The 12446-nt window shown below is 64.3% G+C and carries 12 protein-coding genes; 4 read left to right on the forward strand and 8 right to left on the reverse strand.

Translation table 11 applies throughout. The features are described from left to right. Genes DND132_RS04130 through DND132_RS04140 form a run of 3 tightly spaced genes read left to right on the forward strand, consistent with a single transcriptional unit; the run spans position 1 to position 2903 of the window. Positions 1–918 carry an ABC transporter permease gene (locus DND132_RS04130; RefSeq protein ID WP_014321450.1) on the forward strand — a complete coding sequence of 306 codons (918 nt, stop codon included), beginning with the start codon at positions 1–3 and terminating at the stop codon, positions 916–918. Positions 919–921: 3 nt separating this feature from the next. Then, positions 922–1893: an ABC transporter ATP-binding protein gene (locus DND132_RS04135; RefSeq protein ID WP_014321451.1), complete on the forward strand. Its 972-nt coding sequence runs from the start codon at positions 922–924 to the stop codon at positions 1891–1893. Between the two features lie 2 nt (positions 1894–1895). Continuing rightward, positions 1896–2903: an ABC transporter ATP-binding protein gene (locus DND132_RS04140; protein WP_014321452.1), complete on the forward strand. Its 1008-nt coding sequence runs from the start codon at positions 1896–1898 to the stop codon at positions 2901–2903. A gap of 97 nt (positions 2904–3000) precedes the next feature. Here DND132_RS04140 and DND132_RS04145 read toward each other — a convergent pair whose 3' ends face one another. Together DND132_RS04145 and DND132_RS04150 are read right to left on the reverse strand one after the other, a co-directional pair. After that, entirely contained in the window at positions 3001–4710 is a 1710-nt protein-coding gene (locus DND132_RS04145; protein ID WP_014321453.1) for an FAD-dependent oxidoreductase, read from the reverse strand. 50 nt (positions 4711–4760) lie between these two features. Next, positions 4761–5939 carry an aminotransferase-like domain-containing protein gene (locus tag DND132_RS04150; RefSeq protein ID WP_014321454.1) on the reverse strand — a complete coding sequence of 393 codons (1179 nt, stop codon included), beginning with the start codon at positions 5937–5939 and terminating at the stop codon, positions 4761–4763. 401 nt (positions 5940–6340) lie between these two features. Here DND132_RS04150 and DND132_RS04155 point away from each other — a divergent pair, with 401 nt between their 5' ends. Further along, positions 6341–7093 (forward strand): substrate-binding periplasmic protein, encoded by a 753-nt coding sequence (locus DND132_RS04155; protein WP_014321455.1) that lies wholly within the window; start codon positions 6341–6343, stop codon positions 7091–7093. Positions 7094–7196: 103 nt separating this feature from the next. On the opposite strand, the gene DND132_RS18430 is transcribed toward DND132_RS04155, so the two are convergent. The 6 genes from DND132_RS18430 to DND132_RS04185 all read right to left on the reverse strand — a co-directional run bounded on the left by DND132_RS18430 (position 7197) and on the right by DND132_RS04185 (position 12410). After that, positions 7197–7343, reverse strand: a complete 147-nt coding sequence (locus DND132_RS18430; RefSeq protein WP_190275321.1) for a hypothetical protein — start codon at positions 7341–7343, stop codon at positions 7197–7199. A 115-nt stretch (positions 7344–7458) separates the two neighbouring features. After that, positions 7459–8010 carry a Fe-S-containing hydro-lyase gene (locus DND132_RS04165; protein WP_014321457.1) on the reverse strand — a complete coding sequence of 184 codons (552 nt, stop codon included), beginning with the start codon at positions 8008–8010 and terminating at the stop codon, positions 7459–7461. Continuing rightward, entirely contained in the window at positions 8010–8849 is an 840-nt protein-coding gene (locus DND132_RS04170) for a fumarate hydratase (protein ID WP_014321458.1), read from the reverse strand. Before DND132_RS04170 ends, DND132_RS04165 begins: the two co-directional genes overlap by 1 nt. 320 nt (positions 8850–9169) lie before the next feature. Then, a complete protein-coding gene (locus tag DND132_RS04175) occupies positions 9170–9907 on the reverse strand; it encodes a fumarate reductase iron-sulfur subunit (protein ID WP_014321459.1) in 738 nt (245 codons plus the stop codon). A gap of 3 nt (positions 9908–9910) precedes the next feature. Then, positions 9911–11746, reverse strand: coding sequence for a fumarate reductase flavoprotein subunit (locus DND132_RS04180; RefSeq protein ID WP_014321460.1), 1836 nt, complete (start codon positions 11744–11746; stop codon positions 9911–9913). Positions 11747–11759: 13 nt separating this feature from the next. After that, positions 11760–12410 (reverse strand): succinate dehydrogenase/fumarate reductase transmembrane subunit, encoded by a 651-nt coding sequence (locus DND132_RS04185; protein ID WP_014321461.1) that lies wholly within the window; start codon positions 12408–12410, stop codon positions 11760–11762. Between the last annotated feature and the right edge of the window lie 36 nt (positions 12411–12446).

Below are 12446 nucleotides of genomic sequence, written 5' to 3' on the forward strand. Positions count from 1 at the left end.
ATGAGATCCCGCTGGCAACGCTTCAAAGACTCGTACATGCTCTACAGCTTCCTGCGCGACCCCATGGCCATGACCTGCTTCGTCATCCTGGCCGTGCTCTTCGTCACGGCCTTCGCCGCGCCGATCATCGCGCCGCACGACCCCTACAACACCAAGACCATCGACATCATGAACGCCCAGCTCCCGCCCATCTGGGAGCACGGCGGCAACTCCGACTTCCTGCTCGGCACCGACGCCCAGGGCCGGGACATGCTCTCGACCATGCTCTACGGCATGCGCGTGTCCATCATTATCGGCATCGGCGCGGTCTGTCTCCAGGCCTTCCTCGGCATCGTGGTCGGCCTGCTCTCCGGATACATCAAGCGGCTGGACAACATCCTCATGCGCATCGCCGACGTCCAGCTCTCGTTCTCCACCTACATGGTGGCCATCTTCATCGGCGCCATCGTCCAGACCGCCTTCGGCGTGGCCGGGTACGACCGGGTCGCCGTGCCCCTGATCATCGTCATCATCGGCCTGGCCGAATGGCCGCAATACGCCCGCACCGTCCGCGCCTCGGTGCTGGCCGAGCGCAAGAAGGAATACGTGGAGGCGGCCCGGGTCATCGGCCTGTCCAAGTCCCGGATCATGTGGCGGCACATCCTGCCCAACACGCTCTCCCCGGTCCTCGTCATCTCCACGGTCCAGGTGGCCAACGCCATCATGAGCGAGGCGGCCCTGTCCTTCCTGGGACTGGGCATGCCCGTGACCAAGCCCTCGCTGGGATCCCTGATCACCGCCGGTTTCGAGTACATCTTCTCCGGCTCCTGGTGGATCACCATCTTCCCCGGCATCCTGCTGGTCAGCCTGATCCTGGTCATCAACCTCCTGGGCGACTGGGTCCGGGACTTCCTCAACCCCAAACTCTACAAGGGGTAAGGCGTGGAAAAACTCATCGACATCAAGAACCTGCGCGTTGACTTCGCCCTACGCGCCGGCAGGGTCCGGGCCGTGCGCGACGTCAGCCTGGTGATCAACAAGGGCGAACGGCTGGGCATCGTCGGCGAGTCCGGCGCGGGCAAGTCCGTGCTCGGCTTCTCGCTCATCAACCTCATCTCCAAGCCCGGCAAGATCACCGGCGGCCAAATTCTCTTCGACGGCCGCGACCTGACCAAGCTCAACGCGGACCAGATGCGCCACATCCGGGGCAACGAGATCTCCATGATCTTCCAGGACCCCATGATGACGCTCAATCCGGTGCTGACCATCGGCACCCAGATGAAGGAGACCATCCTGGCCCACATGGACGTCTCGGACAAGGAAGCCGAGGCCATCTGCCTGGACAAGCTGCGCAAGGTCTACATCCCCTCTCCGGAGAAGCGGCTCAAGCAGTATCCGCACGAATTCTCCGGCGGCATGCGCCAGCGCATTGTCATCGCCATCTCGCTGTTGACCAGCCCCAAGCTGATCATCGCGGACGAGCCGACCACGGCGCTGGACGTGACCATCCAGGCCGAGATCATGGACCTGCTCCTGGAGCTCTGCGAAAAGGAGAACATGGGGCTCATCCTGATCACCCACGACCTGGCCGTGGTCTCCGAGGTGACCCAGCGCATCGCCGTGCTCTACGCGGGCAAGGTGGTCGAACTCGGGGCGGCCAGAGAACTCATCGAGAACCCGCAGCATCCCTACACCAAGGGGCTCATCCAGGCCCTGCCGCAGATGGCGGGCGGGGCGAAGCGGCTCAACCAGATCCCCGGCATGATGCCCTCGCTGCTGAACATGCCCAAGGGATGCCCCTTCGAGCCGCGCTGCACCGTGAGCTGCGAGCGGTGCAAGACCGAAATTCCCAAACTCCATGAACTCGGGAACGGCACCCAGGTCGCCTGTTTCATGTGCGAAGGAGGCGAGTAGCCATGAGTGCCATCCTCGAAGTCAAGGACATCGATAAACACTTCGACATATCGGGCTCGGTCATCGACCAGCTGCGCTTCACCGGCGGCCGGATTCACCGCCGGAAGACCGTGGTCAAGGCGGTCAACAGCGTCTCCCTGGACGTCCAGGCCGGCGAGACCCTGAGCGTGGTCGGCGAGTCCGGCTGCGGCAAGTCCACCCTGGCCCGCACGGTCATGGGGCTGTACCGGCCCAACAAGGGCGAAATACACTACCGGGGGGCGCGCATCGACAACCTCAGCTCCCACAGGATGCTCCCCTACCGGACCAAGATGCAGATGGTCTTCCAGGACCCCTACGCCTCCCTCAATCCGCGCATGACCGTGCGTCAGATACTGGAGGAGCCGGTCCGCTTCCACAACCCGAACATGAACCGCGACGAAGTCAGCGACCGCGTGGCCGAGGTCATGCGCCAGGTGGGCGTGGACCCGGTCTGGGCGACCAACTTCCCGCACGAGTTCTCCGGCGGCCAGCGCCAGCGCATCTCCATCGCCCGCGCCCTGGTCCTGGACCCGGAATTCATCGCGGCCGACGAACCCATCGCGGCGCTCGACGTGTCCATCCAGGCCCAGATTCTCAACCTGCTCATGGATGCCCAGGAGCAGCGCGGCCTGACCTACCTGTTCATCAGCCACGACCTGAGCGTGGTCGAGCACATCTCCAACCGCGTGCTGGTCATGTACCTCGGCTGCGTCTGCGAACTGGCCTCGGCCAAGGAGCTGTTCTCCAACCCGAAGCATCCCTACACCCGGGCCCTGCTGTCGGCCATCCCCAAGCTCGGCGGCAAGGCCGGGGGCCACGTCAAGCTTTCCGGCGACGTGCCCACCCCCATCAACCTGCCCACGGGCTGCGTCTTCCACGGCCGGTGCCAATATGCCGACGAGCGCTGCTCGCGGGAAATTCCCAAGCAGCACACCCTGGCCAATGGCACGGTGGTCGCCTGCCACGGCGTGGAGGAAGGCCGGATATAGCCCGGCACCCCGTTCCCCGAACGCAAAAAGACGGCGTACCCCGAGGGGTGCGCCGTCTTGTTTTGGTCTGGTTGGCGGATCGGCCGTCGCGGGCGGACTAGAAGTCCACGCCGTACTTCTTGATGGCCGCCATGCCGCCGTGGATGTTGGTCACGTCCTTGTAGCCCTTGTCGTCGAGCATGATCTGCGCCTCGTAGGAGCGCGCCCCGGTGTTGCAGACCAGGACGATGGGACGGTCCCTGGGGATCTCGTCCAGCCGGTCGTAGATCTCGCCCTGGGGCACGTTGTGCCAGCACCCGGGGTTGCGTTCCACGAAGGGGTCGGCGTCGCCCTTTTCCCGGCAGTCCAGGAAGAAGCAGGCGTCCTTGTCGCGGTTGTCCCACAGCTCCTTGAACCCGGCCGGGCCCACGCCCCGGTTGATGCCGTTCAGGGCGTTGTCGGCCAGGTTGGCCAGGGTGTTGAGGATGTCCATGGCCGCGGCGAACGGCGGGGAATAGGCCAGCTCCATGTTGGACACGTCGTCGATGGTCGGGGCGGACTTGAGTAGCGCGGCCACCGCATTGATGCGGCCGACCATGGCGTCGCCCGAGGAACCGAAGCCCTGCACGCCGAGCACGCGGCGGGTGGCCTTGTCCACGGTCATCTCCAGGGTCATCAGCTCCTTGGTCGGGTAGAAATGGGCCCGGTCGAGCTGGATGAGCAGCACGGACATGGCGTCGAACCCGGCCGCCTTGGCCGACTCCAGGCTCATTCCCGTGCCCGCCATGGAGGTCTCGAAGAGTTTGACCACGAAGGAGCCGACCACGCCGTCGAACTTGGACGACCCGCCGGCCAGGTTGGTGCCGATGATCCGGCCCTGGCGGTTGGCCATGGAGCCCAGGGGCAGGAAGGCGTCCTTGCCGGTGATCAGATTGCGGACGATACAGCAGTCGCCGCCCGCATAGATGTCCGGGTCGTTGGTGCGCATGAACTCGTCGACGTACACCCCGCCGCGCTCGTGCACGGCCAGCCCGGCATCCCGGGCCAGGTCCGAGTTGGGGATGACGCCCGCCGAGATGATCACGGCGTCGGCGTCGAGCACGCGCTTGTCCGTGACGACGCGCTTGACCACGCCGTCCTCGCCCTCCAGGGCCTTGACGGTCTCGCCGAAGTAGAAGGTGATCCCGTTCTCCTCCATGTGCTTCCGGCCCATGGTGGCGAGCGTCGGGCTGACCAGGCGGGGCATGATCTGGCCGGTGATCTCCACCACCGAGGTCTCCACGCCCCACATGTCGGCGAAGGCCTCGGCCATTTCCAGGCCGATGAAGCCCGCACCGATAATCACGGCGTTGCTCACCTCGCCCTTGGAGATGGCCTCGCGGATGCGTGTGGCGTCGCCGGGGTTGGCCACGTAGTTGACGCCCTTCAGGTCCTCTCCGGGCAGTCCCAGTCGACGCGGAGAGGCGCCCGTGGCGATGACCAGCTTGTCGTAGGCGATGCACGCCTTCTCGCCGGTGGCCACGTTCTCCACCTCCACGCACTTGTTCTCGCGGTCGATGCGCGTGGCCTTGGTCAGGATGCGGGCATCCACCCCCTTGACCTCCTTGAAGAACTTCGGGTCGCGCAGCATGTGGAAGCTGGTGGTGGACAGCTCGGACGCGTCCGACACGTCGCCGGACACGTAATAGGGAATGCCGCACCCCCCGTAGGAGATCATGGCGGTCTGGTCGATCATGGTCACCCGGGATTCGGGCTCCAACCGCTTGAAACGACAGGCGGCCTTGGGGCCGAGGGCCACACCGCCGATGACAACAACGTGCTGAGACATACTATCAATCCTTGGAATCTGGGCTGCGGGCGTCCCTCACACCCGCGGCGTTACTTCAAAAACGATTGGATGGACCGGCCCAAGCGCTTGATGCCCTCCTCGATACGGGCCTCGTCCGAGTTGGAGAAGTTCAGGCGCAGGGTGTTCTCGCCCGAGCCGTCCACGTAGAACGGCCTGCCGGGCACGAAGGCCACCTTGTCCCGTACTGCCATGTCCAGAAGCTCCATGCTCGAACAGCCGTCGGGCATGGTCACCCACAGGAACATGCCGCCCTCGGGCCGGGTGATGGTCACGCCCTCCGGGAAGTATTTGCCGATCATCTCGACCATGCACTCCCGCTGGCGGCCGTACCGCTCGCGGATAAGGGCCACATGGGCCTCGATGTCGTTGGTCTCGAGATAGCGGCGCATAATCGCCTGGGCCACGGTGGACGTGTGCAGGTCTGCCGCCTGCTTGGCGATGACCAGCTTGTCGTAGATGTCCTTTTGCGGAGCGACCACCCAGCCGATGCGGAAGCCCGGCGCGGCGATCTTGGAAAAGGAACCGCAGAGCAGCCCCTTGGTTTTGCAGAAGGAAAAGACGCTCGGCAGGTCCTCGCCCAGAAAGCGCAGTTCGCCGTAGGGGTCGTCCTCGAGGAAGAGCACGCCGTAGCGGTCGCACAGGGCGGCCACGCCCTTGCGCTTCTCCAGGGAATAGCTCACCCCGGACGGGTTCTGGAAGTTGGGCACCGCATAGAAGCACTTGGCCCCGGCCTTGAACGCCGCCTCAAGCTCCTCGAGGTTCGGGCCGTCGTCATCCAGGGAGACGGTCACGAATTCGGGCTCGAACAGGGAAAAGGCCTGGATGGCTCCGAGATAGCCGGGCCGCTCAATGACCACCTTGTCGCCCCGGTCCAGGAAGATCTTGCCGCCGAGGTCGAGGATCTGCTGGGAGCCGGTGGTCACCAGGATGGTGTCCGGGTCCACGGTCAGGCCGCGCTTCGCATAGCGCTCGGCGATGATCGCCCGAAGGCCCGCGTCGCCCTCGGTGGTGGAATATTGCAGGGCGGTGGCCCCGATGTTCGCGAAGACCTCGTGGGCCGCCTTGTCCATGGCCGGGACGGGGAAGAGTTCCGGGTTGGGCAGGCCGCCCGCAAAGGAAATGATTTCCGGATCCGCCGTGACTTTCAGGATTTCCCGGATGAACGAGCGGTGAACGGTGCTCATCCTCCGGGCGAATTGTTGGGACATGATGTTACCTCCAAGCCACTTGGGATACTCCGAAAGGCCATCCCTTGCAAGAGGATGCGCCCGGCAAAGGCGGTTGCGGGAAGCCTCCTTCGCGGGCCGCGCAAATCCCAAAAAAAAGAGGACCGGGGATCAATCCGGTCCTCAGGGGGCAAGAAGAGGAGAATATGCATGTACCATGCGGTCCGGCCATCACGCACCGCCCGGAAACGCTCCGTCCGGGGTGACGGCCAATGCACACTAAAGATAACTATTACCAAAATTCTGTCAAGCACATTCCGACATTTTCCGCCCCCTTCACGCGAAAAATCCGGACGCGGGACCAAGGGCAGCCCGTGCGGCCTGGAACGAATTTTGCTTTAGGTGGAAAGTTTTGTTAAGGAAACTCAGCACACAAGGATATCATGAAACGCATCATCGCCCTCACGTTGTTCCTGGTTCTGAGCCTGACCGCCCCGCGTTCCGCGCGGGCCGGGAGTTTCATCGCCATGGCCTCGCCCTATCCGCCCTACTCCGAGAGCTACGGACTGAGCGTCAAAGGCATGGCGGTGTCCACCCTGACGACGATCATGGGCATGTGCGGCATGCCCATCGGCGAACGGGAAATCAAGCTTATGCCCTGGGCCTACGCCTCCGAAAGCGCGGCCCGGCAATCCCAACGCATCCTGCTCAACGCCCCGCGCACGCCCCAGACCGAACACCTGTACAAGTGGGTCGGTCCGGTGGACACCGCCAGGATCGTGCTCATCGGCCGCAAGCGGGACCATCTGTTCATCCCCACCAGGGCACATCTCAAGGATTACCGCGTGGCCACGGTACGCTGGAGCCGTCCGGAGAAGATCCTGGTGGCCGGAGGCATGGAAGAGACGCGACTGCACCGCAGCCCGAGCCACGTCCAGGCCCTGCGCCAGCTCGACAGCGGCGAGGTGGACCTGTTCGCGGCCACGGAACTCGGCATACCCTGCCTGCTTGCGGGCATGGGCATGCGTGAAGAGGACTACACCGTCTACTTCACCTTCGACGAGGAGCCCCTGTACTTCGCCTTCAGCCGCGATACGGACGATCAGCTCATCTCGCGCCTCAACCAGGCGCTCAGAGAGATCAAGGCCGCCGGCCCGCAAGGGGTCGGCCGCTACGATCGGATGGTCGCCGAATAGACGAACGGGGCCGGGCCCGGCAGAGGAAACGAAAGGGAGGGTCCGGCACGCCGGACGAAATCGAGCACGAAAGGAGAAAGGGGCCCGGCGGCCCCTTTGTCATTTATTCCTTGTCCGGTGACCAGTTCGGGTCGCGATATTTCTCGGGATTGTAGAGACGCCAGTCACGACCGTCATCATACTTCTCGTCCGCACCGGGGTACGGGGTGTAGATGTTGTCGTCCTTGTGGGCGTTATCGTGAGAATCCACGTTCTCAAAGTGTGCATGTTCCATGACAAACCTCTGATATCCTGAACTATATCCACCTCGAAGCGGTCTGCGTTCGAGGCGGGACGACCTGCGTCCCGCCCCTTTCGTGTATCAATTACCCGGCAGTGTCAAGTTTCGGTTTGACGTACAATTCGCCGCCGTGACAGTCGTTGATGACCAGCAGGGGGAAATCCTTGACTTTCATCGCCCGGATGGCCTCGGGGCCCAATTCCTCGAAGGCGATGACCGTGGATTCCACGATGGAGTTGGACAGCAGCGCGCCCGCCCCGCCCGTGGCCCCGAAGTACACGCCCTTATACTTTTTCATGGCCTCCTTGACCTCGTCCGAACGCTTACCCTTGCCGATGGACGCCTTCATGCCCAACGAATGCAGCCTGGGCGCGTAGGTGTCCATGCGGTAGGAGGTGGTCGGTCCGGCCGAGCCGATGGGACGGCCCGGAGGGGCCGGGCTCGGGCCCACGTAGTAGATGGCCGAGCCCGTCAGTTCGAAGGGCAACTCCTTGCCCGCGTCCAGCAGCTCCACCAGTTTCTTGTGGGCCGCGTCGCGCGCGGAATAGATGGTCCCGGACAGGAAGACCACGTCCCCCGCCCGCAACGGTTCGATGTCCGCATCCGTCAGCGGCGTGTTCAGCTTGTATTCGGCCATTACAGTTCAACCTCCTCGTGACGCTGGGAATGGCACTGGACATTGACCGCCAGCGGCAGGCTGGCCAGATGGCACGGCTCCAGGGTGATCTTCACGCCGAGCACCGTGGTCTTGCCGCCCAGCCCCATGGGGCCGATGCCCAGCGCGTTGAGGGCCTCTTCCAACTCCTTCTCCATGGCCGCGACCTTGGGATCGGGATGGACGTCGTCCAGCTTGCGCAGAAGCGACCGCTTGGCGATCTTGGCCGCGTGCTCGAAGGTCCCGCCGATGCCGATGCCGATGATGGTCGGCGGACACGGGTTCGGGCCCGCCTCGGCCACGCGCTCGATGACGAACTTCTTGATTCCCTCCCAGCCCTGGGCCGGGGCGAGCATGGTCACGCGGGACATGTTCTCGGCCCCCCCGCCCTTGGCCATGTAGGCGATCTTCAACCTGTCGCCCGGGACCATGTCGAAATGGATGATCGCCGGGGTGCCGTCGCCCGTGTTGGCCCGGGTCAGCGGGTCGCAGGCCGACTTGCGCAGGTACCCGTCGGCATACCCCTTGCGCACGCCCTCGTTGATCAGGTCGCGCAGGTTGCCGCCGACCACCCGGCAATCGTCGCCCACCTCCACGAACAGCACGGCCAGCCCGCAGTCCTGGCACAACGGCAACTTGGTGTCGAGGGCCAGGTCCGCGTTCTCCAGCAACTGGCGCAGGACCTCCTTGGCCGACGGGGAATCCTCCGCCGCCATGGCCTGCTCCAACTTCGCGCGCACGTCCTGCGGCAACTCCGTGTTCCCCTTCATGCACATGGCGGCCACGGCCTCCACCACGTCCTTACCTTGAATCTCTCGCATATGCTTGCCTCCGGTTGATGCCTCCGGCGGCCCCACCGGGGGTCGCCTTCGGCGGGACCAGAGAACCTTTTGAAAAAGGTTCTCTGGACTCTCCAAAACTTTTTGTCGCTCGCTTCGCTCGAAGCCCTGCGAGCGCGTGACGTGTTTCCTTTCGATCAATACAAAAAACCAGTGCAGCTGCCGTCCCCTCGCCCCCCTCCCCGCGCAGCGGCGCTAAAAAGTTTAGGAAGGGAGAGGGGATGGGGGTCCGGGGGAAGGGGAGAGGGACAACCCTGTTCAAAGGGTTTCCCTCTCCCCTTCCCCCGGCCGCCGGAGGCATCTTATTTCCTGAAGATGCGCTTCAGGGAGGTGATGCCCATTTTGCGTCGCAGGAACCCGAGCTGGTTCTGAAGCGGCAAATGTTTGGGGCAGACGTCCTCGCAGGCCAGCAGCCCCATGCAGCCGAAGATGCCCATGTCGTTGCCGATGATCTCGTAGTAGTCGTTTTCGGTCCGCTGGTCGCGCGGGTCGATGAGGAACCGGGCCACGCGGTTCAGGGCCGCCGCACCCATGAAGTCCTCGCGCAGCCGCGCGGTGCCGCAGGCCGCGATGCAGCAGCCGCATTCCACGCACCGCTCCAGCTCGTAGATGGCCACGGCGTCCTTGTTGTCCATGCGCTCCTCGAGCGCCGTGGGATCGAAGACCTTGTTGGTGTGAATCCAGGACTCGGTCTTGTCGTACATCTCGCGGAACCAGGTGCCGGTGTCCACGGACAGATCGCCGACCAGCTTGAAGACCGGCAGGGGCAGGAGCGTGATCTCGCCCGGCAGGTCGCGGGTCTTGGTGTGGCAGGCCAGGCCGGGGCGGCCGTTGATGACCATGCCGCAGGAGCCGCAGATGCCCGCCCGGCAACAGAAGTCGAATTGCAAGGACGGGTCCTGTTCCTCGCGGATGCGGTTCAGCGCGATGAACAGGGTCATGGCGTCGGTCTCTTCCAGGACGAACTCCTGCATGTGCGGCGAGGACTGCCCGTCTTCGGGATTGTACCGGAATATATTGAATTTCAGTAATCTGGACATTGTCTATTCCTTCTTGTCGTCGGCGCTGATGATTGCGGCGTGGCCGTAGCCCCGGTCTCCGGGCGGAATCTCCACCACGGTGGTGGCCGGCTCGTATTCGAGGGTCGGCAGGGTGTCCTCCGGCTTCTTCCAATAGGCCAGGGTGCGGGTCAGCCAGTCGCGGTCGTTGCGCGCGGGGAAGTCCTCGCGGTTGTGGGAGCCGCGCGACTCGGTGCGCATGAGCGCGCCGTAGGCGACCATCAGGGCGAGCCGGACCTGGCCTTCGAGCTTGAGGGCCGAGGCCAACTCGGGATTGACGCCCTTGCCGTTGGAGCGCAGGCCGACCTTCTTGGCCCGGATGAGCGTCTCCTGCAAGGCGGCCACGCACTTCTCCAGGCCGTCCTGGGTGCGGAAGATGTTCGCGCCCTTGTGCAGGGCGTCCTGCATGGCCGAACGGACCTTGTAGACGTTCTCGGAACCGTTGATCCCGGCGATCAGATCGTCGATGCGGGACTGCTGCTTCCTGACCTCGTCGTTGATCAGCGAGGTCTTGAACTCGGTCTCGCACCCTTCGAGGTATTCCGCGACCTTGCGGCCGACGATGCCGCCCGCGACCACGGTTTCGGCCAGGGAGTTGCCGCCCAGCCGGTTGAAGCCGTGCATGTCCCAGCAGGCGGCCTCGCCCGCGGCGAACAGCCCCTTGAGGCCGTAGGCGGCCCCGTCCTTGTTGGTGCGCACGCCGCCCATGGAATAGTGCTGGGTGGGCCGCACCGGGATGAGCTGGTGGATGGGGTCGATGCCCAGGAACGAGGTGCAGATCTCGTAGACCTCGCGCAGCTTGCCGGTGATGTGCTCCGCGCCCAGGTGGCGGATGTCGAGCCAGAGGTGCTCGCCGTAGGGCGACTTCACGCCGTGGCCCTCGCGCATGTGGTGGGTCATCCAGCGGGAGACCACGTCACGCGAGGCCAGCTCGGCCTTCTCGGGCTCGTAGATGTTCATGAAGCGCTTCTCGTCCACGTCGAGCAGGGTGCCGCCGTCGCCCCGGCACCCCTCGGTGACCAGGATGTCGGTGGGCACGATGCCCGTGGGGTGGAACTGGACCGCCTCCATGTTCGCCATGGGCACCACGCCCGAGGCCACGCACAGGGTGTGCGCCCCGCCGTCGCAGATGACCGCGTTGGTGGTGTTCGGGTAGATGCGCCCGAAGCCGCCCGCCGCGATCATGGTCGCCTTGGCCAGGTAGACGCGCAGTTCGCCCGTGCGCAGGCAGCGGGCGACCACGCCGTAGCAAGTCTCCCCGTCCTGGATCAGGCCGATGGCCTCGGTCTTGTCGTGGACCTCCACGCCCTTCTCGGCGCAGCGGTTGTCCATGGTGCACATGACCGCATGGCCGGTGCCGTCCGAAGTATAGCAGGTGCGCCACTTGGCCGTGCCGCCGAAGGAGCGGGCCATGATCAGCCCTTCCTTGTCCTCGGCCTCGACCTTCTCGAACTGCTTGCCGCCCTTGTAGTAGATGGACTTGCCCGGAACCACGCGGTTCCACGGCACGCCCCAATGGGCCAGACGGCGCATCTCGATGGGGGCGGTGTCCGCGAACAGGCGGGCGACCTCCTGGTCGCAGCCCCAGTCGGACCCCTTGACGGTGTCCGCGAAATGGATGTCGGGGTTGTCGCCCTCGCCCATGACCGAGTTGCCCAGGGAAGCCTGCATGCCGCCCTGTGCGGCGGAGGAATGGGACCGCCGGGCCGGAACCAGGCTGAGGCAGATGGCGGAGAATCCGGCCTCGGCCGCTTCCACGGCCGCGCGCTCGCCCGCCAGACCCGCGCCGACAACCAGAAAATCGGTGTAGATAGTCTGCATGGCAAATTCTCCGTTAGTTGATGCTCAGGAACAGGAAACGGATCAGGGTGATCAGGCCGATGGCGATGAACATCAGCGTCAGCACGTTCTCACCGCGCTTGAACTTGCCCCGCTCCCGATCCTTGACGAAGCCCCACTTGATCCCGATGCGGTAGAAGCCGATGCCCACGTGCAGCTCGGCCAGCGGCAGCAGAAAGAGGTAGAACACGGCCCAGAACCCGCTCTGGACGCGGGCCGCGGACTTGACCGCCGTGATGGGCAGGTCGGTCAGGACCACCCACATGTGGATGGAGCCCATGACCAGGATGAGCATGGCGGAGACGATCTGGACCACCCACAACCAGGTGTCGCCGTGATGCAGCATCCGGGCGTGCTGCCAGATGGTTTTCTGGCCCTCGGCGCGGAAGGGAATCTTCCGGGCGGCCAGGACGAAATGGAAGAGAAAGGCGAGAAAGATGAGCGGGCCGCCCACCTGGGCCATGTACGTCGCCTCGAAGAACTCGGCGAGGGCGTTCATCAGCCTCGGACTGATGACGACGCTGGAAACCAGCAGCATGTGACACCACATGAACAAAATCAGGCTGGCGCCGGACAGCATCTGCAGCCAATCCAGCACACCATCCCACTTGCCGGATTTGCCAGCTGGTGCGTAACTAATGGACATTCATTCCTCCGTTTGGTTGAACACAGAAGCACCCTA

This window comes from Pseudodesulfovibrio mercurii (assembly GCF_000189295.2).
In the GTDB taxonomy this organism is placed as follows: Bacteria; Desulfobacterota; Desulfovibrionia; order Desulfovibrionales; family Desulfovibrionaceae; genus Pseudodesulfovibrio; species Pseudodesulfovibrio mercurii.

Coding starts and splice junctions, on each gene's coding strand:
- DND132_RS04180 (WP_014321460.1), bottom strand. CDS start 11,746: ATGCAGACTATCTACACCGATTTTCTGGTTGTCGGCGCGGGTCTGGCG.
- DND132_RS04130 (WP_014321450.1), top strand. CDS start 1: ATGAGATCCCGCTGGCAACGCTTCAAAGACTCGTACATGCTCTACAGC.
- DND132_RS04145 (WP_014321453.1), bottom strand. CDS start 4,710: ATGTCTCAGCACGTTGTTGTCATCGGCGGTGTGGCCCTCGGCCCCAAG.
- DND132_RS04165 (WP_014321457.1), bottom strand. CDS start 8,010: ATGGCCGAATACAAGCTGAACACGCCGCTGACGGATGCGGACATCGAA.
- DND132_RS04140 (WP_014321452.1), top strand. CDS start 1,896: ATGAGTGCCATCCTCGAAGTCAAGGACATCGATAAACACTTCGACATA.
- DND132_RS04155 (WP_014321455.1), top strand. CDS start 6,341: ATGAAACGCATCATCGCCCTCACGTTGTTCCTGGTTCTGAGCCTGACC.
- DND132_RS04150 (WP_014321454.1), bottom strand. CDS start 5,939: ATGTCCCAACAATTCGCCCGGAGGATGAGCACCGTTCACCGCTCGTTC.
- DND132_RS04185 (WP_014321461.1), bottom strand. CDS start 12,410: ATGTCCATTAGTTACGCACCAGCTGGCAAATCCGGCAAGTGGGATGGT.
- DND132_RS04170 (WP_014321458.1), bottom strand. CDS start 8,849: ATGCGAGAGATTCAAGGTAAGGACGTGGTGGAGGCCGTGGCCGCCATG.
- DND132_RS04175 (WP_014321459.1), bottom strand. CDS start 9,907: ATGTCCAGATTACTGAAATTCAATATATTCCGGTACAATCCCGAAGAC.